Source organism: Asaia sp. BMEF1, assembly GCF_051628905.1.
Classification (GTDB): Bacteria; Pseudomonadota; Alphaproteobacteria; order Acetobacterales; family Acetobacteraceae; genus Asaia.
Genome location: NZ_CP157575.1, coordinates 1,056,309 through 1,081,709, shown reverse-complemented (window position 1 = coordinate 1,081,709; position 25,401 = coordinate 1,056,309). Strand labels below are relative to the sequence as shown.

The 25,401-nt window shown below is 61.0% G+C and carries 20 protein-coding genes and 2 pseudogenes; 15 read left to right on the top strand and 7 right to left on the bottom strand.

The features are described from left to right. Positions 1-15: 15 nt before the first annotated feature. Entirely contained in the window at positions 16-630 is a 615-nt protein-coding gene (locus ABHV46_RS04745) for a septal ring lytic transglycosylase RlpA family protein (protein ID WP_336944809.1), read from the bottom strand. A gap of 354 nt (positions 631-984) precedes the next feature. Here ABHV46_RS04745 and aroQ point away from each other — a divergent pair, with 354 nt between their 5' ends. Genes aroQ through ABHV46_RS04725 form a run of 4 tightly spaced genes read left to right on the top strand, consistent with a single transcriptional unit; the run spans position 985 to position 3,849 of the window. After that, positions 985-1,440 carry a type II 3-dehydroquinate dehydratase gene (aroQ, locus tag ABHV46_RS04740; RefSeq protein ID WP_023979560.1) on the top strand — a complete coding sequence of 152 codons (456 nt, stop codon included), beginning with the start codon at positions 985-987 and terminating at the stop codon, positions 1,438-1,440. Then, the gene (locus ABHV46_RS04735) at positions 1,437-1,883 is read left to right on the top strand and encodes an acetyl-CoA carboxylase biotin carboxyl carrier protein (RefSeq protein WP_336944810.1); all 447 of its coding nucleotides are present in this window, start codon (positions 1,437-1,439) and stop codon (positions 1,881-1,883) included. Before aroQ ends, ABHV46_RS04735 begins: the two co-directional genes overlap by 4 nt. A gap of 26 nt (positions 1,884-1,909) precedes the next feature. Next, positions 1,910-3,256, top strand: coding sequence for an acetyl-CoA carboxylase biotin carboxylase subunit (gene accC, locus ABHV46_RS04730; protein ID WP_336944811.1), 1,347 nt, complete (start codon positions 1,910-1,912; stop codon positions 3,254-3,256). A 23-nt stretch (positions 3,257-3,279) separates the two neighbouring features. After that, positions 3,280-3,849 carry an NIPSNAP family protein gene (locus ABHV46_RS04725; RefSeq protein ID WP_438383125.1) on the top strand — a complete coding sequence of 190 codons (570 nt, stop codon included), beginning with the start codon at positions 3,280-3,282 and terminating at the stop codon, positions 3,847-3,849. A 138-nt stretch (positions 3,850-3,987) separates the two neighbouring features. Here ABHV46_RS04725 and ABHV46_RS04720 read toward each other — a convergent pair whose 3' ends face one another. The 3 genes from ABHV46_RS04720 to ccmA form a co-directional block, all read right to left on the bottom strand. Further along, positions 3,988-7,278 (bottom strand): S41 family peptidase, encoded by a 3,291-nt coding sequence (locus ABHV46_RS04720; RefSeq protein ID WP_438383123.1) that lies wholly within the window; start codon positions 7,276-7,278, stop codon positions 3,988-3,990. A gap of 72 nt (positions 7,279-7,350) precedes the next feature. Then, positions 7,351-8,016: a heme exporter protein CcmB gene (ccmB, locus tag ABHV46_RS04715; protein ID WP_336945259.1), complete on the bottom strand. Its 666-nt coding sequence runs from the start codon at positions 8,014-8,016 to the stop codon at positions 7,351-7,353. After that, positions 8,013-8,654, bottom strand: a complete 642-nt coding sequence (gene ccmA / locus ABHV46_RS04710) for a heme ABC exporter ATP-binding protein CcmA (protein WP_438383118.1) — start codon at positions 8,652-8,654, stop codon at positions 8,013-8,015. The genes ccmB and ccmA overlap by 4 nt, the downstream gene beginning before the upstream one ends. A gap of 116 nt (positions 8,655-8,770) precedes the next feature. Here ccmA and acnA point away from each other — a divergent pair, with 116 nt between their 5' ends. The 3 genes from acnA to ABHV46_RS04695 all read left to right on the top strand — a co-directional run bounded on the left by acnA (position 8,771) and on the right by ABHV46_RS04695 (position 13,846). Beyond that, positions 8,771-11,464 carry an aconitate hydratase AcnA gene (gene acnA / locus ABHV46_RS04705; RefSeq protein ID WP_438383116.1) on the top strand — a complete coding sequence of 898 codons (2,694 nt, stop codon included), beginning with the start codon at positions 8,771-8,773 and terminating at the stop codon, positions 11,462-11,464. Positions 11,465-11,534: 70 nt separating this feature from the next. After that, positions 11,535-12,227 carry an amino acid ABC transporter ATP-binding protein gene (locus tag ABHV46_RS04700; protein ID WP_438384255.1) on the top strand — a complete coding sequence of 231 codons (693 nt, stop codon included), beginning with the start codon at positions 11,535-11,537 and terminating at the stop codon, positions 12,225-12,227. A gap of 140 nt (positions 12,228-12,367) precedes the next feature. Next, on the top strand, positions 12,368-13,846 hold the full coding sequence (locus ABHV46_RS04695) for an ABC transporter substrate-binding protein/permease (protein ID WP_438384254.1): 1,479 nt from the start codon (positions 12,368-12,370) through the stop codon (positions 13,844-13,846). A 924-nt stretch (positions 13,847-14,770) separates the two neighbouring features. On the opposite strand, the gene ABHV46_RS04690 is transcribed toward ABHV46_RS04695, so the two are convergent. From ABHV46_RS04690 to ABHV46_RS04680, 3 genes are read right to left on the bottom strand one after another with little or no spacing between them, the layout of a single operon-like run. After that, on the bottom strand, positions 14,771-15,724 hold the full coding sequence (locus tag ABHV46_RS04690) for a hypothetical protein (protein ID WP_438383114.1): 954 nt from the start codon (positions 15,722-15,724) through the stop codon (positions 14,771-14,773). A gap of 21 nt (positions 15,725-15,745) precedes the next feature. After that, positions 15,746-17,014, bottom strand: coding sequence for an AAA family ATPase (locus ABHV46_RS04685; RefSeq protein WP_438383112.1), 1,269 nt, complete (start codon positions 17,012-17,014; stop codon positions 15,746-15,748). Beyond that, positions 17,011-17,652: a hypothetical protein gene (locus ABHV46_RS04680; protein ID WP_438383110.1), complete on the bottom strand. Its 642-nt coding sequence runs from the start codon at positions 17,650-17,652 to the stop codon at positions 17,011-17,013. The genes ABHV46_RS04685 and ABHV46_RS04680 overlap by 4 nt, the downstream gene beginning before the upstream one ends. A gap of 249 nt (positions 17,653-17,901) precedes the next feature. Between ABHV46_RS04680 and rimP the strand changes: the two genes are divergently transcribed. The 8 genes and pseudogenes from rimP to rpsO all read left to right on the top strand — a co-directional run bounded on the left by rimP (position 17,902) and on the right by rpsO (position 25,261). Next, the gene (gene rimP, locus ABHV46_RS04675) at positions 17,902-18,525 is read left to right on the top strand and encodes a ribosome maturation factor RimP (RefSeq protein ID WP_438383107.1); all 624 of its coding nucleotides are present in this window, start codon (positions 17,902-17,904) and stop codon (positions 18,523-18,525) included. A 67-nt stretch (positions 18,526-18,592) separates the two neighbouring features. Next, positions 18,593-20,137, top strand: a complete 1,545-nt coding sequence (gene nusA, locus ABHV46_RS04670) for a transcription termination factor NusA (RefSeq protein ID WP_438383103.1) — start codon at positions 18,593-18,595, stop codon at positions 20,135-20,137. Between the two features lie 28 nt (positions 20,138-20,165). Further along, positions 20,166-20,819, top strand: coding sequence for an RNA-binding protein (locus ABHV46_RS04665; RefSeq protein ID WP_336944822.1), 654 nt, complete (start codon positions 20,166-20,168; stop codon positions 20,817-20,819). Further along, a pseudogene (locus tag ABHV46_RS04660) lies at positions 20,816-21,299 on the top strand (translation initiation factor IF-2 associated domain-containing protein); the annotation flags it as partial. The gene ABHV46_RS04665 and the pseudogene ABHV46_RS04660, both read left to right, overlap by 4 nt. Before the next feature lie 161 nt (positions 21,300-21,460). After that, a pseudogene (infB, locus tag ABHV46_RS04655) lies at positions 21,461-23,614 on the top strand (translation initiation factor IF-2); the annotation flags it as partial. Next, entirely contained in the window at positions 23,611-24,039 is a 429-nt protein-coding gene (gene rbfA / locus ABHV46_RS04650) for a 30S ribosome-binding factor RbfA (protein ID WP_438383099.1), read from the top strand. The pseudogene infB and the gene rbfA, both read left to right, overlap by 4 nt. Positions 24,040-24,054: 15 nt before the next feature. Next, entirely contained in the window at positions 24,055-25,008 is a 954-nt protein-coding gene (truB, locus tag ABHV46_RS04645) for a tRNA pseudouridine(55) synthase TruB (RefSeq protein ID WP_438383097.1), read from the top strand. After that, positions 24,992-25,261, top strand: a complete 270-nt coding sequence (gene rpsO, locus ABHV46_RS04640) for a 30S ribosomal protein S15 (protein WP_438383095.1) — start codon at positions 24,992-24,994, stop codon at positions 25,259-25,261. The genes truB and rpsO overlap by 17 nt, the downstream gene beginning before the upstream one ends. The last annotated feature ends 140 nt before the right edge of the window (positions 25,262-25,401 follow it).

Here is a 25,401-nt window from a genome sequence, read left to right as displayed (position 1 = left end):
AGGCATTGCGGCATCTTACTTGTGGCGTCGCGAGTGACGTGCGGCCGGGGCCTTGCTGGCATGGGGCGTGACAACCGGCGTGACCGCATCGAGAGCCTGCTCGTTGGTGTCCTCGGCCTCGGCTTCGGCCACTTCGAGCGGCTGGTCTTCCGCGATCTTCGTGTCGGAGGGGATCGGCGCCAGTTTCACATGTGCCGTGCCGCTTCCGAGCATGCCGATTTCGGCGGCTGCGGCGTGCGACAGATCGATGATGCGGCTGTTGAACGGTCCACGATCGTTGACAGTCACGATGACAGACTGACCCGTATCTTCGTTCTGCACCAGCACCTTCGACCCCATTGGCAGGGTGGGGTGCGCCGCTGTCAGGGCGTGACTGTCGAGCCTTTCGCCGCTGCTTGTGCGATGGCCGACAAGGCGTTTGCCGTACCAGCTTGCAACGCCATGCTCCGACCAGGCCAATACGTTATGGCTCGCAAGGGCGATGCGATGGGCGCGCCGGGCAAGAGCCATCTTGACGGAAGAGGCCCAGGGGGCATGTTCTGCGGAAGGGCCGGTGACCGTGGTGACGTCGGTTCTGGTCGCCGCGTGCGCGCCATGCTTCGGCGCAAGTGCCGTGCAAAGCAGAGCCAAACCTCCGATTCGGGCCCGGATACGCAGTTTTCGGCGTTCCGTAGATCTGAAAGTGAGCGTTCTGCTTTTAGAGGGTTTCACGACAGCTGACAGCCTTTTGCTCAGTAACTCCGAACGATCGAATGCCCCGACAAGCCGGGACGGCGAACGACGACCCTAACACGGTAGGCCCGGAACGCGAAATCGTGATGCGTGCCCAAGCATTTTAATTGGAACTCCGCCCTCGAAATGAGGGCGTCATCTGCTTCCTGTGAAGCAAAAAAGACGATAAACGCGGCAGGAATGAGGCGTATTCCGCCTGTAGCAAGCAGGAAGGCTTTTACGCCCCAAGCGAAAGTGCTACGGGCTGCACTCATGATTCGCCCGATGATTGCCGTGCTCAACGGCCCCAACCTCAACATGCTCGGTATGCGCCAGCCGGAAATATACGGCCATGCGACCCTGGACGACCTGGAACAGGTCTGTATTCAGGCTGCCGAGCAGCTCGACGTCGCCATCGATTTTCGCCAGACGAATATCGAAGGCGAACTCGTTTCCTGGATTCAGGAATGCCGGGGGCGGGCGCGTGGGATCGTGATCAATCCGGCGGCTTATGGCCATACCTCCATCGCCCTTCTGGACGCGTTGCTCGCGACAGGACTGCCGACGGTCGAGGTCCATATCTCCAATATCCATCGCCGCGATGCCTTTCGCCATCACACCTATACCTCTCAGGCCGCAATTGGCGTAATCTGCGGGTTTGGCGTGCGTGGCTATGCCATGGCATTGCGTGCACTCTATGACATGATCGAAGACGAGGACGAACGATGAGCCGTATGCTCGTGGACGCAGATGCCATCCGGGCATTGGCTGACATTCTGACCGAAACCGGTCTGACCGAAATCGAGGTTGCCGAAAAGGACAACCGCATTCGCGTGGTACGTAGTGCTGGCGGTCAGATCGTGCATGCTGCTCCGGCCCCCGTCGCTGCGGCGCCCGTCGCGGCTGTTGCCCCGGCCCCTGTCGACGCTGCCAATCATCCCGGCGCCGTCAGCAGCCCGATGGTCGGCATCGCCTATCTGACGCCCGACCCGGCTGCACCGCCATTCGTGCAGGAGGGTCAGAGCGTATCCGCCGGTCAGACCATCATGCTGATCGAGGCCATGAAGACCTTCAATCAAATCAAGGCGCCCCGCAGCGGCACACTGACGCGCTTCCTGGTGGCCAGCGGCGACCCGGTCGAATTCGGCGAAGCTCTCGCCATCATTGAATAAGCATCACTGACTGAGTCTGGGGCCAGATGTTTTCCAAGATCCTTATCGCCAATCGCGGCGAAATCGCGCTTCGCATCCTGCGCGCCTGCCGTGAACTGGGCATTGCAACGGTCGCCGTGCATTCCACGGCAGATGCCGACGCCATGCATGTCCGACTGGCAGATGAGGCGGTCTGCATCGGGCCGCCATCCTCGCGTGAATCCTATCTGAACGTCGCGGCCATTCTCTCGGCTGCCACGATCACCGGCGCTGAGGCCATCCATCCCGGTTACGGCTTCCTGTCGGAAAATGCCGATTTTGCCGAAACGGTCGAAGAGCATGGCTTCGTGTTCATCGGTCCGACCGCGCATCATATCCGCACGATGGGCGACAAGATCATGGCCAAGACGACCATGCGCGAGCTTGGCGTGCCGCTTGTGCCGGGTTCCGATGGCGCCCTGCGCGACCTCGCTGCTGCCCGCGAAGTGGCGGCTAAGGTCGGCTATCCTGTCCTGATCAAGGCTGCTGCCGGTGGCGGCGGTCGCGGCATGAAGGTGGCGCAGAGCGAAGACGAGATCGAAGAAGCCTGGTCGGTAGCGCGTACCGAAGCCCGTGCGGCCTTTGGCAATGACGAGGTCTATCTCGAGAAATATCTCGACAAGCCCCGCCATATCGAGCTTCAGATCATGGCCGATACGCATGGCAATGTCGTGCATTTCGGTGAGCGCGACTGCTCGCTTCAGCGTCGCCACCAGAAACTGCTCGAGGAAGCCGGGTCGCCTGTGCTGACCGCAGAAGAGCGTGATGCCATTGGCGAAACTGCGACGTCTGCGCTTAAGAAGATGGGCTATCGCAATGCGGGCACGCTGGAGTTCCTGTATCAGGACGGCCAGTTCTGCTTCATCGAAATGAACACGCGCCTTCAGGTCGAACATCCCGTGACCGAAATGGTCTGCGACGTCGATCTGGTGCGTGAGCAGATCCGCGTGGCAGCCGGTCAGGCTCTCGGCTACGAGCAATCGGACGTGACCTTCAGCGGTCATGCCATTGAGTGCCGTATCAACGCCGAAGATCCTGAGACTTTCATGCCGAATCCCGGCACGATCAAGGTTTTCCATGCGCCGGGCGGGCTGGGCGTTCGTATCGATAGCGCCATCTATGCCGGGTATCGCGTGCCGCCCTATTACGACAGCATGATCGCCAAGCTGATCGTTCATGCACCCACGCGCGCCGAGGCTATTGCTCGCATGCAGCGCGCGCTGGATGAATGCGTGGTGGATGGCGTCAAGACGGTCATTCCGCTTCATCGCAAGATCCTGGCCGATCCACAGTTCCAGAAGGGCGACTACACGATCCATTGGCTGGAAAAATTCGTCGACTCGCTTAAAAAATAAGCGGAAAGAGAAGGAAAGTCCCGATGTCGGTCTGTGTTGAAACCTTTGTTCTCACCTGCCGCTCGGGCAGCGTGCCCCATGTCGTTGCGGCGCTCGAAGCGCTTCTTGTCGGGCGCGCGGGTTTTCTGGGATGCTGGACAACCGAACTCGGCAATCTCAACGAAATTGTCGTGATGTTCAGCCCCGCCCCCGCCGATCTAGTGTGGCCAGGCAGCGAAACCGGTGTCGAGCGTATCGATCGCCAGAGCTGGGCTCTGATCGCCGATACCAAACCGGCTCCCGGTACGTATGGCGGCGTTTACGAATCGCGCATCTACGACATTCTTCCCGGTTGCGAGGCGGATGTCGCAGCGTTGATGGAAGCCTCTATTCCAGCACGCGCTGCCATTTCCCCCGCCTATGCTGTCATGATGTCCGGTGGCGGTCCTGCACGTCTCGCTCATTTCTGGCCGTATGGCGATCTCGCCGAGCGTGCCCGGAAACGCAAGGAAGCTGTTGCGTCCGGCGCATGGCCCCCGAAGGGCATTCTCCCCCTGCTCGGGACGATGCGAAACGCCATCCTGACGCCTGTAGCGTATTCTCCCAGCGCTTAACCTGAGTGTAACGGGGCGCCGCCCCGCACGCTGGCAAAGGGCAGTCGCCCTTTGGAAACTCATTTGAGGGGACGAAAGAGGTGTGTCTCTTTCCGGGGCCCGGGGCAGAGCCCCATAGAACGCCGCTTCGCGCTTCGGTTAATTGGGTTTGGCTTCAGCCTGTCCTGTGAAGGACTCCGGTACCATCGGAGCGACGGGCTGTTTTTCAAGCAGGGATTGAAGCGTCTCCAGAGCCTTGTCGAGTTGCTGGTCCTGACCGTTGAAGGTGGCAACAGGCATGTTTTCGACAGTGATATCGGGCGCGACGCCGTGGTTTTCGACCAGCCAGTGGCCCTTCATGTCATAATAGGGGCGCTCTGCGGTACGGGGCAGGCCGTTATCGGCAAGGCGGTCGCTGTCTGACAACCAGACCCCGGCACCTGCGGTGCGTGCGCCGATAAGCGGGCCGATGCCGAGCGACTTCACGCCTTGGGAGAAAGTCTCGCCGTCGGAATAGGTGAATTCGTCGCAGAGCACGACGATATGGCCGCGGAAGGTCTGCTGCATGTTGCCCTGAGGGGTTCTGCCGTGATCGGACCAGAACATCCAGACCTTGCGCAGCAATTCGGAGAACACCCAGGAATCGATATTACCGCCCAGATTACGACGGACATCGATGACGATTCCGTCTTTCTCGGTTTGAGTGAAGAAATCCCGGGTGAATCGCTCCATGTCATCCTTGCCCATGGCGCGCAGATGCACATAGCCGATATGGCCATGGCTGGCTGTGGCGACATAGCGGGCGCGCTCGCTCTCCCAGGCGCGCAAACGAAGTGCGGCATCCTGTTTGGCGCCAATTGGGGTGACAACAATCTGGAAAACCCGATCCTTACGTTTAAGGGTGAGCAGCGCCTGCCTGTTGGCCTGATTGGCAAGGAGCGCAGAAAGATCGGGTTGATCGGCGAGGTTTTGCCCATTGAGCGCGGTAATCAGATCGCCCGGCTTCACGTCGAGATTGGGGGCGGCGAGGGGCGAGCGGTCTTCAGGGAGATTCGGGTCGCCCTCGTAGAAGCGATCGATCAGAAAGCCGCCGGGCTGGCGCGTGAGATGGGCGCCGAGGCTCGCAATCAGCACGGCGTTATCGCGGGTGAGCGGTTCGGGCGGGCGGAATTGAGAGTGCAGGGCGTTGAGTTCGCCGATCATCTGACCCAGAAGATCGTCCAGATCGGAACGATCGCCCAGCCGCGAAAGAAGCGGGCGATAGCGCTCGCGCATGGCAGGCCAGTCAACACCATGCAGGGAGGGATCGTAGAAGTGATCGCGATGCAGACGCCAGGCGTCATTGAAGAGGCCCTGCCATTCGGCGCCGGGATCGACGCGCAGGCGGAAACCGTCGAGCGCGATTGTCGTGTCGGTTCCATTCACGCCGGAAAGGCTGGCAGCGGCGGGAACGAGCTGAATTTTGGGGGTGTGTTTTTCCTTGCCCGAGACGAGCATAAGCGTCTTGCCGTCCGGGGTCAGGGCGACATTGCGCAGGCCGGAAGCGAAATCGGTGAGTTTGGCTTCGCCCGGGCCGATCTTCAGCGTCTTCAGCACCAGATCGTCGTCCTTGCTGGCGAGCTGATCGGGTTTGTGAGAAAGAAGGTAGAGAAACTCCGGCCCGATCGCGATCTTGCTGTAATCGCCCGCAGGGATGGGGAGTTGATAAAGACGGGTGGCGAGCCCCTCAGTATCCAGCGCCGGCGGCTTTTTCGTCGGAGCAATTGCCGTTTTGTCAGCGGTTTGAGCTGGAACAGGCTGGTCGAGTTCGGTGCGCGGGGCAAAGGGGAAGTGGCCGTCTTTTTGCAGGGCAAGCGCGAAGACGCCGGTACGCGGCGCATAGACCGGTGCCGGATTGCGGTCGCCCCAAGGGCCACCATTATTCAGCGTGAAGAGCCGGTCTGAAAGAAACCAGAGGAATTTGCCGTCCGGGCTGAAACATGGTGCGTAGGATTCGTAATCGGGGGTGGTGGCCCAGACGACCTTGCCCGTGTCGAGCGGATAAAGCGCGATCTGTCGCCTGATCGTCTCGCCGCGCGCTCTGGTAAAGGCCATAACCCGACCGTCTTTCGACCAGATGAGGGAGTCGTACTCGCTGCGCCCGTCGAGACGGGCATCGTCGATCATCCTGTCAGTATGGGCTGCGACATCGTAGAGAAACAGCCGTCCCGCTATATCGGTATGGGCGATATGAGCGCCGTCAGGCGAGACCCAGAGCCCCATAGGCTCGCTTTTCGAGCCATGGGTGAGCTGCGTGCCTTCCACACTGCCTGTGGTCGGGAAAGACCAGAGTTCCGATTCACCGCCCTTGTCGCTGAATGCGTAGAGCAATTTGCCATCGGGAGAGAGCGTGGCGTGACGCAGCCGGGTCGTGGCGGCGCTGGCCAGAGTCACGCGCCGTAGGGGGCCGGGTGAGGCAAGCGCGACATGGCCGCGCAGGGTCAGCGCGACCTGTTTGCCGTTCGGGGCGAGGCTGATTTCGGTGAGATAGGCGAAGGGATTATCGAGCCAGAGCGGGCGTCTTGCCGCGTGGTCACTGGCGATATCGATCGGCAGCATGGTGTCGCTGCCGTCGTGCAGATCGTAACGATAGAGATCGGCGCCAAGCTGGTAGACGATATGGTTGCCGCTAAGACTTGCCTGCCTGACGCTGAAATCGTCATGGTGGGTAAGCTGGTGGCCGTCACTGCCATCAAGCGCAAAGCTCCAGAGGTTATCGCGTCCCTCCTTATCGCTCACCACGACCAGACGGTCGTTCCAGAGCATCGGGCGGCGCAGATTGGCGTCTCGAGGGCCGATACGCTCTGCTTCGACACCGCCCTTGAGGCGATAGCGCCAGAGCTGTGCCATGGCGCCGCCACGGTAGAGCCGCAGATGGTCATGGCTGACGGCTGTGCCAAAGCGGATGAAATAGAGCCACTGTCCATCGGCACTCAGCGCCGCATCGTTTGCGTCGGCCAGGGGATAGACCCGCCGCGTGCCGCTGACCGGATGAATGGCAACGACGATACGGCTCAGTCCCGGTCCAATGGCAGGCGCAGTGCTGTAGAGAATGCCCGCCTTCTTGTCCCATCCGATGGGCATCACGCTCTGGTTTTCGAACGTCACACGCCGTGGCGTGCCGCCCTCGATCGGCATGACATAGATTTCTGTCGGCCCATCGTAATCGGCCAGAAACGCGACTTGTCTGCCATCGGGCGACAGGATGGGGTGAGGGTCTGTGCCGATCGGCGTCGTCAGGCGGCTCGCGCTCCCGCCTTCCAACGGCACCTGCCACAGCGACTGCTCGTCGTCGAAAACGAGCGTTGCCCCCGCAAGGGCCGGGTCACGCAGGTAGCCCGGAGCTGCATTGGCGGAGAAAGGTGCAAGGCTCAGCAGGGCAACGCTGGCGAGAAGCGAGGGAAAACGCATGAACACCTTCCGGGGCGAGTGGGAGCCCCGTTAGAGAACGTGATCGGGCCGAAATATCAAGTCCCTATCCCTTTATGAGCTCGCCGCTTTCAGGCCGCTGCCGGCAGCGAAGGGGCAGAGTACGAGTGCCAGGGCGAGAAACGCGCCGAGGAAATCGAGTTCGGGGCCGAAGCTGCGTCCATTCGCCGCGGCATCGGCAGAAGCCGCGCCAAAGATCAGAACCGGGGTGGCCAGCGGAAGCACGAGCAAAGGCAGCAGCACGCCACCGCGACGGGCGCCAAGCACGAGCGCTGCGGCCATGCCTCCCACCAGAGAGAGAAGCGGCGTGCCCAGGGCAAGCCCCGCGAGAAGCGGCGGGATGTCGCCGGGTGCGCTGCCGAGCATCAGACTGAGCGGTATCGTGGCGATGAGCAGCGGAAGCCCCGTAGTCAGCCAGTGGGAGACAATCTTGGCCAGAGCAACGAAAGCGGGGGAGAGCCCAAGGAGAAGGAGATGATCGAGCCCGCCATCTTCAAGCTCGGCACCAAACAGACGGTCGAGCGGCAGGAGGCTGGCGAGAAGGGCACAAACCCAGAGGATTCCGGGTGCCATGCGGTGCAGCAAGGCAGGCGATGGCCCCAATGCCAAGGGGAATAGACTGCCGCACAGTACAAAAAACAGCAACGCTGCCAGGGTGTCGGCGCCATGACGCAGGGCAAGGCGCAACTCGCGTCCAACAAGAGCAAGAAAGACACTCATATCCATGCCGAGGCCTCCTGCGGCGTCAGAACGAGGTGGCGCGCCCCCGGCAGCGGGAGGGCCACATGGGTGGTTGCGATAATCATGCCGCCCGCTGCGCGATGGGCGGCCATCAGCGCGCCAAGGGTCGCGATGGCTTTGTCATCGAGGCCGAGGCTCGGTTCGTCGAGCAGCCAGAGCGGGGCCTGGCGCAGCATCACACGGGCGAAAGCGCCACGTCTCTTCTGCCCCGCAGAGAGAAGCCGTGTCGGCAGATCGCCCAGTTCGAGCAGGTCGAGTGCCTCGAGCGCCTCGTCGCACGCGCTACCACTGGTACAGGCTTCGAGAGCAAGATTTTCCCGCAGGGTAAGGCCGGGTTTGAGCGCGTCGAGATGGCCGAGGTAGGCAATTTCCAGGGCCTGCTCCGGCGTGCCGCCTCTCAGCCCCTCAAAGGTAAAGCTGCCGGCCTGTACTGGACAGAGCCCGGCAAGCACGCGAAGCAGGGTCGACTTGCCTGCGCCGTTGGGCCCTGTCAGCAGAAGCGCCTCGTTCCGGTCCAGAGAAAAGCCGATCCGATCGAGCACGAGCCTCCCGCCGCGTATCACGGTTATGTCATGAACATGCAGCCAAGGCGCTGAAGGCAAGGGAAAACCTGACATTGTGCGGAAATAACATCTTCCTGAGAGAGTTTCATTCGACTCTGTGCGAATAAGGGTCGAGACTGTATAGAAGGGCCAGCCCCGAGGGGCCAGTTGACAAGGCAGGAGGACAAGCCATGAGAACCGTCGGACGGGATTCGCTGGGCGTGATGCGGGATCTGGAGGTTGATGGCCGAAAGTACCACATATTCTCTCTGCCGGATGCGGCGGCCAAGCTGGGCAATCTGTCCCGCCTGCCGGTCAGCCTCAAGGTTCTGCTCGAAAACGTTCTGCGTTTCGAAGACGGGCTGAGCTACCGCACTGAAGATGCGCAGGCGATCGTCGACTGGACCGCTAAAGGCCATTCCGATCAGGAAGTACCGTTCAAACCGGCGCGCATCCTCATGCAGGATTTCACCGGCGTTCCCGCAGTGGTCGATCTGGCTGCAATGCGCGATGGCATCATCGCCCTCGATGGGGACCCGGAAAAGGTCAACCCGCTTGTGCCGGTGGATCTCGTGATCGATCACTCGGTCATGGTCGATGTGGCGGGCAGTGCGGATGCGCTGGAACGCAATGTCGAGATCGAATTCGAGCGCAATGGCGAGCGTTATGCTTTCCTGCGCTGGGGCCAGACCGCGTTTGAAAATTTCCGCGTCGTACCGCCGGGCGCGGGCATCTGCCATCAGGTGAACCTCGAATATCTGGCGCAGGCCGTCTGGACCGGTAGCGTCGATGGCAAGGAATACGCCTATCCCGATACGCTGTACGGTACCGACAGTCACACCACCATGGTGAATGGCATGGGCGTGCTGGGCTGGGGTGTGGGCGGCATCGAGGCCGAGGCTGCCATGCTCGGACAGCCCATCGCCATGCTGATCCCCGATGTGATCGGGGTGCGTCTCGATGGTTTGCTGCCTGAGGGCGCAACGGCCACCGATCTGGTGCTGACCATCACCGAGATGCTGCGCGCCGAAGGCGTGGTCGGTAAATTCGTCGAGTTCTTCGGTCCTGCTCTGGATCATCTGCCGGTGGCCGACCGCTCGACCATCGCCAATATGGCACCGGAATATGGCGCCACCTGTGGCTTCTTCCCGGTCGATGCCCTGACGCTCGACTATCTGCACCAGACAGGGCGCGACGAGCACCGCATCCGCCTCACCGAGGCCTATCTGCGCGCCCAGGGCATGTTCCGCGATGCCGATACCCCTGAGCCTGTGTTCTCGAAAGTGCTGTCGCTCGATCTCTCGACCATCATCCCCTCACTGGCTGGCCCCAAGCGTCCGCAGGATCGCGTGGCCCTGACCGATGCGACCTCGGCGTTCGAAGAGGCCCTGACCGCGACGCTGGGCGTGAAGCCCGATGATGTGCGCAAGCGCGCCATCGTGGCGGGGTCTGATTACGATATCGGTCATGGCGATGTCGTGATTGCGGCCATTACTTCCTGCACCAACACCTCCAACCCGGCGGTTCTGGTGGCAGCCGGTCTGGTGGCACGCAAGGCGCGTGCGCTCGGTCTCAAGCCCAAGCCCTGGGTCAAGACCTCGCTCGCTCCCGGCTCCCAGGTGGTGACGGATTATCTCGACAAGGCAGGTCTCAGCGCTGATCTCGACGCGCTTGGTTTTGAGACAGTCGGCTATGGCTGCACGACTTGCATCGGTAATTCCGGCCCCATCGCCCAGCCGATCGTGGATGCGATCGAGGGTAATGGCCTTGTCGCTACGTCGGTGCTGTCGGGCAATCGCAATTTCGAAGGGCGTATCTCGCCCAACGTGCGTGCCAATTACCTTGCCAGCCCGCCGCTCGTGGTCGCCTATGCCCTGCTGGGTACGCTGCGCAAGGACATCACGAAAGAGCCGCTTGGCATCTCGAAAGATGGCAAGGAAATCTTCCTGCGTGATATCTGGCCGAGCAATGAGGAAATTGCCGCCCTCATCAAATCGTCGGTCACGCGCGAGAGCTTCGTCGAGCGCTATGGCAGCATTTCCAAGGGGACGAGCCAGTGGCAGGCTCTGGCTGTCGCCAGCGATGCGCGCACCTTCGCCTGGTCCGACAGCTCGACCTATATCCAGAAGCCGCCTTATTTCGAGGGGCTGACCAAGGAGCCGGGTGAGACGCATGACATCGAGAATGCTCGCATTCTCGCGCTACTGGGCGATAACATCACCACCGACCATATCTCTCCTGCGGGTGCCATCAAGCCGTCTTCACCGGCAGGTAAATTCCTGAGCGAGCATCAGGTGTCGGTGGCCGATTACAACTCCTACGGCTCGCGCCGTGGCAATGACCGCGTTATGGTGCGCGGCACTTTCGCCAATATCCGCATCCGCAACGAGATGTTGCCGGGTGTCGAAGGCGGTATGTCGAAATACCTGCCCGATGGTACGGTGGCCTCGATTTATGATGTGGCGCATCGCTACCAGCAGGACGGTACGCCGCTCGTGGTGTTCGGCGGGCGCGAATACGGCATGGGGTCGTCGCGTGACTGGGCAGCGAAAGGCACGAGGCTTCTCGGTATCAAGGCCGTGATCGCCGAGAGCTTCGAGCGCATTCATCGTTCCAACCTTGTTGGCATGGGCGTGCTGCCTCTCACTTTCCAGGAGGGGACTACGCGCAAGACGCTCGGGCTCGATGGTTCTGAGACGATTTCGTTGAGCGGTCTCGAGGCGATCACCCCGCGCATGGCCGTTTCGATGAAGATTATGCGTCAGTCCGGTGAAATCGAGCAGGTTGAGCTTCTTTGCAGAATCGATACGCTTGATGAAGTCGCCTATTACAGGCATGGAGGGATCCTCCCTTATGTCCTGCGTGGGATGACCGAAACTGACTGACAACGCCGAGTCCGTTCTCGACGCCAGAAATATCACCAAGAGCTTTGGGCGACATGTCGTGCTGCACGACATGTCGCTTTGCGTTGAGCGAGGGGAGCTGGTCTCGATCATCGGCCCCTCGGGCTGCGGAAAATCGACTTTTCTCCGCTGCCTCAATTTTCTGGAAATTCCCGATTCCGGCACGCTTCGCATCGAAGATGTCGCCATCGAAAAATTGAACGGCCACGGCTGGAGCCGTGCGCAGGAGCGGCGTGCCCATGCTCTGCGCGCGCATGTCGGCATGGTCTTTCAGTCCTTCAACCTGTTTGCGCATCGCACCGTGCTGGATAACGTGATGATGGCGCCCCGTGCCGTGAAGGGCCAGCCACAAGGCGAGATCGAGTCCCTGGCTCGTTCGCTTCTCGCCAAGGTCGGGCTGGAGGGCATGGCGGATCGTTATCCCTCTACCCTGTCTGGTGGGCAGCAGCAGCGTGCTGCCATTGCGCGGGCTCTGGCGATGAAACCCGCCGTCATGCTTTATGACGAGCCGACTTCGGCGCTCGACCCCGAACTGGCCGAAGAGGTGCTTCGGGTCATGCGTCGGCTTGATGATGAGGGCATGACCCAGATCGTCGTGACCCATGACATGCGCTTTGCCCGCGCCGCATCGGACCGCGTTCTCTATGTCGAGGGCGGCCATATCGTGGAGAGTGGCGACCCTGAAGAGCTTTTCGCCGCCCCCGAAGACCCGAGAACACGCCGCTTTCTGAGGACGTTGCTGTGATCCTCCGCCTCCCTGCAGCGAATGAGGCGCGGCATCGCCTGTCGGCGCCTGTTTTTTTTCTGTTGCTGGCTCTGTGTCTTTCTGGGCTCTTCCGTTCTGATCCGGTTCAAGCCTCTGATGCTGCGACTGCCGGTTCGCCCATAAGCGCTGTCGCGGGGGCGGGCCAGAGCGGGGCTCAGCCCGAGCTGAGCTGGGCGTCGGATGGCGAAGCCAATGTGCCATACGTGTTTCATGATCCTGCGGACCTCAATCACCTCGAGGGGTTCGAATATGACATGGTGCAGGAGATCGCCCGCCGTCTGAACCGCAAGGCGCGGTTCGTCCAGAACGACTGGGACGGGCTGATTCCGGGTCTGCAACGCGGCATGTACCAGATGGTGGTCGATGGCATCGAGATGACGCCGGACCATCTTCAGGCAGCACTGTTTTCACGCCCCTATTACGTGACCGGCGACCGCATTGTCGTGCGCCGCGATCGTAGGGATCTGAGCAGTTTTGGCGCCCTGCGTGGCCATGTGGTCGGGACGATCAAGGAGACGCTTGCCGAACGCCTGCTACAGCGCGAGCCCAGCATTACCGTGCGTTCTTATGAGGAAGAGACCTACGCTTTCTCGGACCTGCGCAATGGTCGGCTCGACGCGCTCCTGCTCGATGGACCGATCGCGCTCTATTATGCGGGCATCACCGACGATCTGGAGATTGTCGGGGCACCGGTAGGGCAGACCCGGTACGGCATCGCCTTCAAGCAGGGCAATACGGCCCTGCATGACGAGGTCGATCGCGCCCTGGGTACGATGATGCAGGATGGCACGTTGCAGGTTATCCTCGCGCGCTGGAACCTCTGGACGCCTGAAATGGCTCAGATGACGGGCGATCAGGTCGTCCGTGACGTCAAGCCCGTGGAATGGTTGCGTTACCGCAATGCCATGCGCGCCCAGACCGGCTGGGTTGGGCAGCTCAAGCGCTATATCGGCTTCCTGCCGGACATAGGCGAAGCGGCGTTGCTGACCCTGGTTGTCTCGGCGTTGTCGATGGTTATTGCCGTCAGTCTGGGGCTGATTCTGGCTTTGGGGCGCCATTACGGCCCAGCCTGGCTGCGCTGGGGCACCGGGCTCTATATCGAGATCGTGCGCGGTACACCGCTTCTGATTCAGATCCTTTTCATTTTCTACGGTTTGCCGGGGATGGGGATCAAGCTATCGCCTTTCTTTGCCGGTGTGATCGCGCTCGGTCTGAACTACGCGTCCTATGAAGCCGAGAATTACCGCGCAGGTCTGTCGTCGGTGCCGCGTGGCCAGATGGAAGCCGCCATTGCGTTGAACATGACCCAGCGTCAGGCGCTGCGCCTTGTCATCATTCCACAGGCCTTCCGTACGGTGCTGCCGGTCATGACCAACGATTTCATTGCGCTGCTGAAGGATTCCTCGCTGGTGAGCGTGATCACGCTCACCGAGCTGACCAAGACCTATATCCGGCTTTCGTCGACCTATTACGATTATATCGGCACGGGTCTCCTGATCGGGGGGGCCTATCTCCTGCTTGGCCTCCCCTTCGTCCGTTTTGCTCGACATGTCGAGCGCAGACTCGGCCGCAGCCTCATGCGCTCCGGGCATCATTGAGGGATATTGTTACAAAAGGGTACGTAAAAGCAATCTGGCCGTGATGTCAGATCGTTGGCAGAGAAGCCTTCGGGCCGAGGCGGTTCCGATTGCCGGAATTGGAAAACCGTGTCGGCAGCCCGGGTGGAGTCTTCCTGCTAAATTATCGCGGCAAGGGCATGAGGATAGCTCACAGCTGTCCCTGCCGCGATTGTACAGACCTGCACCCCGGGCGATATGAAGAGTTAGACAAGATAGCAAAGAACCGTGCGCAGGATGAGGTGCATGAAGCCTGCCCTGTCATCAGCACCTCAGTCAGGAGAAACCCAAACCATCCGGTCCGGAATAGCGAGACCCAGCACTAGCGTGGCAGAATCATGTGCCGTACGGGCTGTTAATGTGACTAAGCGATCATAAGCCCCGCGACGGTTATGAAACGCATGAATGGCTTCAGAATTGAAGTATGCCCGGTGCTCGGCTCGAGACCGATATTCTCTCGCATCCTGTAAATGAGCAGGGCAGGAGGTACCGGGATAGCTGGGACTAATGACACGGCGATTTGCGGCAGTCTTGCACCCATGGGTAAGCTCACTACTGCAAGCCTTGCCAATGAAATTAGTCCCGCGATCGGCATGGCCGTCGTTCACCCTTACAGATACTCCCTGCGCAATGCGGAGCGAGGTCTTTCTGTTTGATGGGACAGGAACGCTCCGCTCGCAGCAACTGCAGCATTATGCCCCTCAAAACGACAATGTCGAATAGCGTTTCGTTATGGAAACGAGAGAGGCGGGATCACAATATTCCGATCGCGCAGGAGGCGCTCTACCGGTTTGGCTCACCCTCCGTTACCTCGAAACAAACCAGATCGGGCAGAGGAGGGGCCGGCTCGAGAAATTATGAAAGCTGAGGGCGCTACCTGGCCCTTCGAAGAGCAAGGGGATGATGTCAGGGGGCGGCAGGGTCGCGCGCCAGATCCGGGAAGACCGGCAGATTGCCGACGTCGCGCATGATGCTCTGGCGCAGGAGGGGGACCCAGCGCATCAGCCAGCGATCCGTCTTGCGGATAAACTCATCAGCCGCAGGGACTTGAGTGAGCGCGGCTTTATCCCAATAAGGCAGAGGCGCCAGAAGCTGGGTCGTGCCCGGCTTTGTCGGAGCAAGCAGATAGGTGACGGCAGAGCTTCCCTTGGTGGCATCGGTCGCGCCACTGCTCAGTATCCAGTTGGCGACGACAAACAATGAGGGCATCGGGAAGCCTAGAGCACTCAGACGTTTGAAGGCGAGCTGAATCAACTCGTCAGACGAAATCGCTCCGTTCGGTCCCATCACAGCGTTGGCGACAAAGGAGCATTCGTTCCGGCCATCCGGGCGGTCGGAGTAGATATGGGAGGCGTAATTCCGGTCGTCATGGCAATGGGACGTGGCAGTTTGAACGACATCCAGAGGAAGCTGCTCGGTTGCCGTGCGGGCAATCATGACTCCGGTGACGACGCCGCGATCGGTCCGTACCAGTATATTGATCAGCATAAGGCCGCCCGGGCCGAACTGCCCCGTCAGCACCGGGTGCCATACACCAGCAGGCAAGGGCAGGGTGTGTCCGCCAAATGGAATCGTGCCGGTAAGCGCGGCTGTGATGTCAGGCGTTATCAGACGATTGGTGTTATCAACCGGGGCATCCGGTGCTGATGCGCCCGGTCCCGGAGCGGCGGGCTGATTATCAGCGGAGTTCACGTTCGGTGCGCCCGGGCGTTGCATTCCGGGGATGCGCTGCAGCCACGGAGCGTGTGACAGCATCCACGGCATCGGGAAAAACAGACTCATGATCGTGAAGAAGATTATGAGGTAGATCATGGAGCGCCAGACAGGAGCGCGGCGCCAGAGGCGGGTAAAGGCTGACACTGGTGATGATTCCGCCTGGGCTCAGGGTGCTAGACGCGCATTGAGGGACGCGGAATCATCCGCGATCTCGGCCTTGACGCCATCGCTTTCCATGACGAGGCGCACGAGCTTGGTGTTGTTCTGTCGTGCAAGAATCAGGCTCTCGCTCACCATATCCTCGATCGAGCGGACCAGATCGCGTGCTGACGCGCCAGCACCCAGCTTCTGCTGACGCTGCATCAACTGGAAGAGCAGATGGGCGTCGATACCGCCTGCCTCGACATTGAGGCCATAACCCTTGATCATTGCCTCGATTTCCAAGGCGGCAACGCGGGCAAGATCCAGATCGCGCAGTTGGCGGAATACGAAGATCCGGTCGAGGCGGTTGAGCACCTCAGGTGCAAACCCAGCCTTGCGAAGGGCCTCTGTCGATTCCGCGCGCATTTTATCAGTATCGTCATGAAGGCGATCCGCGATCTCGGTCAGGGCTTCGGTCGCGATATTGGACGTGAGCATGAAGATGGCGCGCGTGGTCGAGATCTGGGCGCCAGTCGATGCCTCGGTCACGTGACCGTCGTTCCACGCCGTCAGAAATTTCTTGAAGACGTCAGGATGAGCTTTCTCGATTTCGTCCAGAAGAACGATCGCATCGGGCTTCTCCTGCAATCCGCCTGTGAGCTTGCCGAAACTGTCCGACCCGACATAGCCCTTCGGCGAGCCGAAAAGCATGGTGGCAGCGTGAGGGCTCGACATCTGCGTCATATCGAAATGAAGGAGCGGGCGATCCATCTGTCGGGCGATCTGCTTGGCAAGGTAGGTTTTGCCAGTGCCTGGCGGCCCTGCGAGAAGGAAGATTCCCACGGGCTTGTTGCGGACGGTAAGCGCCAGCCTGCGTCGAAGCTGCTGGGCGATATCCTCGCAGACCTGGTCCTGTCCGACCACTTTTGCCCTCAGTCCGGCCGCAAGCTCTTCTGCATTGATGGCGACCTCTTTCTGCTCCTGTGCGAGCAGATCCTCAAGGGCGACGCGGTTTGTCAGGCGGGCCAGAATATCCATAACGAAACCTTTGCGGCGGCGGAGCCCCTTGCGGGCAAGTTTTGCGGAACGAACCTCGTAAAGAAGCCCGGAAATGGTGAGGAGAGCGGTTAGACCGACTATGGGAGGATACGCGTCACGCGCCCACGAAAGGAAGTGAATCAGCATCCCGCCCGAAAGATGCAGCGACACAGCTGCCTGGATGCTGGCGAGGATGAGAAAGATCACCATCATGACGGGCATGAGGCGATTGAGGGCGGGCATCAGCGCTTTCATTGTACGATAACGTCCAGAACGATCTGCTGGTCAAGGCGGGCCAGAGTGGGAAGAACCTGGGCACCGAGCGCGGTCAGGATTCCCGTTTGCAGGCCACCTGCCGGGGGAGGGGTTTTGGGGGTGATTGTGACTTCACCTGCAAGATAGATCGGCAGGACAACCGCCTGTAGTTCGGGTTTCAGCATCAGTTTTTGCGTTATGCCTCCGGAAGTGATCGCCACTGTCTGTCCTGGTATCCCGGCAATCTGGGCAATAGGCATCCTTACGAGACGCATGCGTCGGTTTTTGACTGCGGCAAGAATCTCGGCCTTCTGTTGGCTGTCGAAACCCGACCGCGCCAGCGCCGCAGGAGCCTGTCCCGTTGAAATGAGCGCGAACTGAGCCCCAAGATGCATGGCATCGGCCCGTATCTGGGGTTCGGCAGCTTCTACAGGGGCCGCCGAACGCGAAGGCTGAGGCCCGGGAGCTGAGCCTGAGGATGCGCTATGCCAGTAAGCACCGCCCATACAGGCCATCACGATCGCAGAAGCCATCACGAGCTTGGGCACCACGCTGCCGCGCTCGTGGGCCTGCTGATGGCGTCCGCCATCATTGCCGTGAGTGAGCGGTTTGAGTTGTGGCTCGGGCGTATCGTTCATCAATGCAAGTGTGGCAGGATCGAAACCTCCCCCGCAAGAGGGGTGTTACATAGCGAGTGTAATCAAAAGTTACGAGGCCTTGGGTCTGCGGCTGCGTCTCCGGCGATGTGGCCTCAATCACGTGGCGCGACGATCTGGCGCCTTCATGGGACGAGTCTTGCATTGAGCTCTAGATTGGCCTAAAGAAGCGCAATTCCTTTCATCTTTCGTCTTATCGGGGGGTGGCCTTGACGGGCCGCCTTTTTTGTCTTGGCCAATGAAATTCCCAGCCTGAACGGTCTTGAAGCGCGCATCGCGCAGCAGATCGAGCCGACTCTGACCGATCTCGGCTACGAAATCGTGCGTCTGAGCGTCCTGGGGCGCGAGACCCCGACCATCCAGATCATGGCGGATCGCGCCGATGGTTCACTGATCGGTATCGAGGATTGCGAGCAGATCAGCCACGCCGTCGGCGCTGTGCTCGATGTGGACGACCCGATCCCCGGTGCTTGGACGCTCGAAGTGTCTTCGGCCGGAATCGATCGTCCTCTGACGCGCCTCAAGGATTGGGACCGTTTTGCCGGGCATCTGGTCAAGGCCGAACTCGATCTCCCGCTCAACGGCCGCAAGCGCTTCTCCGGTATCATCACCGGAACGCGTGAGAATGCCGCTGTCATTCGTCTTGATGACGGAGAAGAGGCCGTTCTGCCGATCGAGACCATTCGCAAGGCGCGTCTTGTCCTGACCGATGCGCTGATCGAGGCCAGTGCGGCCATGCTTGGCATTGCATCGGAGGACGAAGCAGCAGAAGAAGAGGCGACGCGCCGCAAGACGCCGAGGCTCAACCCTGCCAAGCCGGGCAAGGGCTCCAAGCCCGGACGCAAGACACACTGAGTTTTCCGCTTATCCCGTTTTTGCCGTTCTGCGCGGTTTCGCGCTCCGTATTTGAGGATTTCGTCTGATGGACACCTCCGTTACCCGTCCTGAGCTGCTTTTGGTGGCAGACGCCGTTTCGCGTGAAAAGAACATCGATCGTGAAGAAGTGCTGGAGGCGATGGAGCAGGCCATCCAGAAGGCCGGGCGCGCCAAATACGGCCACGAAAAGGATATTCGTGCGACGATCGATCGCCGCTCCGGCGAGGTGCGTCTGTCCCGCTGGACCGAAGTGGTCGAGACCGTCGAGAACGAAGATACGCAGATCCCTCACGCGATCGCGCTGAAATTCCAGCCCGAGATCAAGATCGGCGAGCATCTGGTCGATCCGCTGCCGCCGATCGATTTCGGGCGTATCGCCGCTCAGACGGCCAAGCAGGTCATCGTGCAGCGCGTGCGCGAATATGAGCGCAAGAAGCAGTATAACGAGTTCAAGGATCGTGTGGGCGAGATCGTCAACGGTACGGTCAAGCGCACCGAATACGGCAACCTCATGGTCGAGATCGGCCATACCGAGGCGCTGCTGCGTCGCGATGAGCTGATCCCCCGCGAGTCGTTCCGCAATTCCGATCGTGTGCGCGCCTATATCTATGATGTGCGCGACGAGACGCGCGGGCCGCAGATCTTTCTGAGCCGTACGCATCCGGCTTTCCTCGCCAAGCTCTTTGCGCAGGAAGTGCCGGAAATCTATGACGGCATCATCGAGATCAAGGCGGTTGCTCGTGACCCTGGTTCGCGTGCCAAGATGGCAGTCGTGTCCAAGGATGCCTCGATCGACCCGGTTGGCGCCTGCGTCGGTATGCGCGGCTCGCGCGTGCAGGCGGTGGTTGCCGAGCTTCAGGGTGAGAAAATCGACATCATTCCCTGGAGCCCGCAAGCCGCGACCTTCGTCGTGAATGCTCTGGCCCCCGCCGAAGTGACCAAGGTGGTCATGGATGAGGAAGCCGGTCGCGTCGAAGTGGTGGTGCCGAACGAGCAGCTTTCGCTGGCAATCGGTCGCCGCGGGCAGAATGTACGTCTGGCGAGCCAGCTTACGCGCTGGGATATCGATATCCTGACCGAAGCCGAAGAATCGGAGCGTCGCCAGGAAGAATTCCGCAAGCGTACACAGCTCTTCGTCGACGCGCTCGATGTCGATGACGTGATCGCAGGGCTTCTGGTGACCGAAGGTTTCCATACCATTGAGGAACTGGCTTATGCCGACCCCGATGAACTACACGCGATCGAAGGTTTCGACGAAAGTGTTGCAGAAGAGCTGATGCGCCGCGCCGAGGAATTCCTCGTGCAGAAAGAGCAAGAGCTGGACGACAAGCGTCGCGGGCTCGGAGTCGAGGACTCGATTGCCGAACTGGGCGTCTTCACCAACGCCATGCTGGTGACGCTGGGCGAAAAGGGTGTGAAAACCCTGGATGATCTTGCCGATCTCGCCGGTGACGAGCTTGTCGAAATGCTCGGTGATGACAATATAGACGAAGACGCTGCCAATGAGATCATCATGGCAGCCCGTGCTCACTGGTTCGATGGTGAGCAGGTTGGCGAGTCCCCCGAGGCAGGGGAGGCTTCCGACGTCTGAGTTTCACGAAACAGAGGTGGCGGGCGTAATGTCGTCAATCGATCTCGATCCGATCGAGCTTGATGACGAAAAAGGCCCGCAGCGGCGCTGCATCGTCACTCGCAAGAGTGGAAACCCCGATGTCATGCTGCGTTTTGTCATCTCACCTGATGGCACCGTCATTCCCGATCTGGCAGCAAAGCTGCCAGGGCGGGGAATCTGGTTGAGTGCTGTCCGGGATGTGCTAGATACCGCGCGGACGCGCCATCTGTTCGCAAGAGCAGCGCGTCAGCCGGTAAAGGTGCCTGAGGATATTGCGCAGGTACTGGTTTCAGGAATAGAAGCGCGGCTGGTGCAGGGGCTAGGCCTCGCGCGCCGGGCCGGACAGGCTCTCTGTGGTTTTGTTAAGTGTCGCGAATGGATTGCCACCGGAAAAGTCGGTCTGGTGATCCAGGGATCGGGTGGAAGCCCGGATGAGTTGCGGCGTCTGATATCGGGAAATAACAAGCTTCCGGTACTGACGTTACCGGCCCAGATGCTCGCGACGGCATTCGGGCGGGAACATGCGGTCTATGTTGTGATAGCGCCAGGGGCGCTCGCGCAGCGTCTGATGGCTGAGCATGAACGATTTTTGGGGCTGACCGATGGGTTGGTTCCTGAGCCGCCCACAGAGCGGCTCGGACGGGAACAGGCAGGTATATGAGCGAAGGCAACGAACGGAACCAGGGCACTCAGGCTCAGGGCGGCCAGACAGAAGGCCAGAATGTCCAGGATCAGGGCGCCCAGGCTCAGGGTGACCAGGGTAAGGGACGTCTGTCCCTGCGTCCGGGCGGGCGCATGGAACTCGGGCGGACGGTAGACGCGGGATCGGTGCGCCAGAGCTTCAGCCATGGGCGCTCGAAAGTGGTCCAGGTCGAAGTGCGCAAGAAGCGCGAGACGAATGAGCGCAAGGATGGTCGTGGGGCAGCGGGTGGTCGTGGTGGCCGCGCCGGTGCCGGTCGCGCCCTGACGCCAGCGGAACTCGCGATTCGCCAGCGCGTGCTCGAAGAGCAGCGCAAGGAAGCGGCTCGCGAGGCGGCCCGCGTAGAAGAAGAGAAGATCCGCATTCTCTCGGCGGCTGAAGAAGCCAAGCGCGAGGAAGAGGCTCAGGCCGAAGAAGCAGCACGCGAGGCCGAACTGGTGCGCGAGGCTGAAGAGCATGAGCGCCAGATGGCTGCTGCGGCAGAGGATCAGGCCAAGCAGGAAGCGCTCGAAGAGCAGCGCAAGGCCCGTGCGGCAGAACGCGAACGCGAAGAGGCCGCTCGACGCGCCCCGCTTGAGGCCGCCGAGACGGCCCGTCGCTCTGGTGGCGTGCAGCTCGCTGCCCCGATGGAGCGTCTGCGCCCGCTGGCCGAGCGTGCCGTCATGGCGCCGCGTCCTGTCACACCGAAAGCTGCGCCTGCTGCGAGCCCGGCCTCTGCGGCCGCACCGCGCAACGAGACGCTGCATCTTCGTCGTGGCGGCGAGACGGAAGACGACCGTCGTGCCAGCCCACGCCGCGCTCCGGCAGTGCCGCCGCGTCGCGGTGCGCCGGCTGCGCCGAAGAAAAGCGGAGATTCCCGTCGGTCGGGTCGTATCGACGTGCGTGCTGCCATCGAAGGCGATGACGACAAGACGCGCTCGCTCGCTTCGGTTCGTCGTCAGCGTGATCGTGAGCGCCGCCAGGCCGAGCTCGAGCGTCTGCGTGCCGATCAGGTGCGCGTCGTGCGTGACGTGATTCTGCCGGAATCTATCTCGGTGGCGGAACTGGCCAACCGTATGGCGCTGCGTCAGGCTGAGGTCGTCAAGGCGCTCATGAAGATGGGCGTCATGGCGACGGCAACCCAGCTGATCGATGCCGATACGGCAGAGCTGGTCATCAGTGAATTCGGCCATCGTGTCCGCCGCGTTGCCGAGAGCGATGTCGAGCTGGGCATCGAAGGTGTGGATGACCGCGAAGACGAACTGCAGCCCCGCGCTCCGGTCGTCACGGTCATGGGCCATGTCGATCACGGCAAGACCTCGCTGCTCGATGCGCTGCGCACCACCGATGTGGCTGCTGGCGAGGCGGGTGGCATCACCCAGCATATCGGCGCCTATCAGGTGACGGTGCCGAGCGGTGCGAAGATCACCTTCGTCGATACGCCAGGCCATGAAGCGTTCACGTCCATGCGTGCCCGTGGTGCCTCTGTCACCGACGTAGTTGTGCTGGTTGTCGCGGCTGACGACGGCGTGATGCCGCAGACGATCGAGGCCATCAAGCACGCCAAGGCTGCCGATGCTCCGATCATCGTGGCGATCAACAAGATCGACAAGCCGGGTGCAAACCCTGACCGTGTCCGTCAGGCGCTGCTCAGCCACGAGATCGTGGTCGAAGCCCTCGGCGGCGATGTGCAGGATGTCGAGGTTTCGGCACTCAAGCGCACGGGTCTGGACAAGCTGGAGGAAGCTATCCTGCTCCAGGCAGAAGTGCTCGATCTCAAGGCCAATCCGAACCGTGTTGCAGAAGGCTCGGTCATCGAAAGCCGTCTCGATCGCGGTCGCGGCCCGGTGGCGACCGTGCTGGTCCAGAAGGGTACGCTCAACCGTTCCGATATCGTGGTGGCTGGCGCCGAGTGGGGCCGCGTGCGCGCCATGCTCGATGACAAGGGCCGTCAGCTCAAGGATGCCGGTCCGTCCATGCCGGTCGAACTACTCGGCATCACCGGTGTTCCGGGTGCTGGCGAGCCGTTCGTGGTGGTCGAGAACGAGAACCGCGCTCGCGAGATCTGCGAGTTCCGTCAGCGTCGCCAGCGTGACAAGATGGCGGCCGGTCGTGCTGCCGCTCGTGGAACACTCGACCAGATGCTGGCCCGTATCCAGGCGGGTGAGCAGAAGGAAGTCGCTCTGCTCATCAAGGCTGACGTGCAGGGCTCGGCCGAGGCCATCGAGGCTTCCGTGCTCAAGCTCGAGCATGAGGAAGTGCGCATTCGCGTGCTGAACGCGTCGGTCGGTCAGATTACGGAAAGCGATATCCAGCTTGCCAAGGCATCCAACGCCATCATCGTGGCCTTCAACGTGCGTGCGACGACGCAGGCACGTGAAATGGCACAGCGTGAAGATGTCGATATCCGCTACTACTCGATCATCTATCAGGTGACCGATGACGTGGAGCAGCTGGTCAAGGGCAAGGTTGCGCCCAAGCATCGCGAGAAGTTCCTTGGCTATGCCGAGATCCGCCAGGTCTTCAACATCACGAAGGTCGGCAAGGTCGCTGGTTGCTATGTCACCGAAGGTGTGGTCAAGCGCGGCTGTGGCGTGCGTCTGCTGCGCGATAACGTGGTCATCCATGAGGGCGATCTGAGCCAGCTCAAGCGCTTCAAGGACGATGTGAAGGAAGTGGCCCGCAATTATGAGTGCGGCCTCTCCTTCGCTGGCTATAACGACCTGCGTGAAGGCGACATGGTCGAGTGCTTCGAAATGGAAGTGATCCCTGCATGAGGGGATCGCGTTCCAAGGTTCCGGGGTTTTCTGGCCCCGGCGACGCTGCCGGTGGTCCTTCGCAGCGTCAGCTGAGAATGTCCGAAGAGGTCCGTCGTGTCCTCTCGGAGATTTTTGCCCGTACCGAATTTCGAGATCCTGAGCTGATAGACGTGCGTGTGACCGTGACGGAGGTGCGTATCTCGCCCGATTTCCGTCATGCCACCGCGTTCGTGTGTCGTCTGGGCCGAAGCGATATCGAGGAAATTCTCCCGGCGTTGAAGCGTATTGCGCCCTTCCTGCGTACGGGGCTGTCCAAGACACTTCGTTCACGCATGGTACCGGAAATCCATTTCCAGCCCGATACGGCGCTGGAACATGCGATGGATATGGATGCGCTGATGCGCACGCCCGAGGTCAAGCGCGACCTCGACTCAAAAGACTGAACGGAGCGACCCATCATGGGACGCAAGAAAGGGCAGGATATCGACGGCTGGCTGGTCGTCGATAAAAGCCTGCATATCGGCTCGACCGATGTGGTGAACAAGGCGCGCCGCCTGTTCGATGCGAAGAAAGCCGGCCATGGCGGCACGCTCGACCCGCTGGCGACGGGCATTCTGCCTGTTGCCTTCGGGCAGGCCACTAAAACCATTCCCTATATCATGGATGCGACCAAGCGTTATCGCTTCACGCTATTCCTCGGTGAGTCCCGCACGACGGATGACCGCGAAGGAGAGGTGGTCGCTACCAGTGAGTATCGCCCCTCAGACGAGGAACTGCGTTCGGCCCTTCCGGCTCTGACCGGCGATATCATGCAGGTTCCGCCCGTCTATTCAGCGTTGAAGGTCGATGGGGAGCGCTCCTACGATCTCGCCCGTGCGGGCAGGCCGCCGGAACTGCCGCCGCGCCCGGCCAGAGTTGACTCGATCGTTCTTGTCGACCGACCCGACCGCGATCATGCCATTTTCGAGGTCCAGTCGGGCAAGGGTGTCTATATGCGCAGTCTTGCGCGCGACATCGCCCTTGCTTGCGGCACGGTCGGACATATCGCCGTCCTGCGCCGGACCAAATGCGGTCCGTTCGAGGAGAAGCACGCGATAACACTGGACAAGCTGGTCCAAAATGACGACAAGGCCGATGCACTTTCAGCGTTTCTGCGTCCGGTCTCGACCGCGCTGGCCGACATCCCGGCTCTGGCCGTGACCAACGCAGAAGCACAGGCCTTGCGCTTCGGTCAGAGTCTCGCTCTGAGCGACCGCCTCGATCTGATGCTGACAATGCAGGACGGCGACGTCCTGCAGGCCCAGGAGGGGGGGTGTCTTGTCGGGTTGTGCCGTGTCCAGGAGGGCCGTCTCAAGCCGATACGGATATTCGAGTCGTTTAAATACGGAGACAGAGATGTCGATTACAGCTGAACGCCGCACGGCGCTTATCGAAGAATACAAGACCGCCCCGACCGATACCGGTTCGCCGGAAGTCCAGGTTGCCCTGCTGAGCGAGCGCATCGTCAACCTGACGGGCCACCTCCAGACGCACAAGAAGGACTTCCATTCCCGTCGTGGCCTTCTGATGCTCGTCGGTCAGCGCCGTGGTCTGCTTGACTATCTCAAGCGCAAGGACCAGAGCCGCTACCAGACCCTTATCGAGCGTCTCGGCCTGCGCCGCTAATATGCTCGGGCGGAGCGTTTTGCCTCCGCCACTGCCCGCCGCTTTTCTGGCGGCGGGCCAACAGGCTGCGTCACTGAACGTAGAAGCTGGGGACAGAACCGGCCTTCGGCGTTTCAGGCCACATGGTGACATGCCGGTCC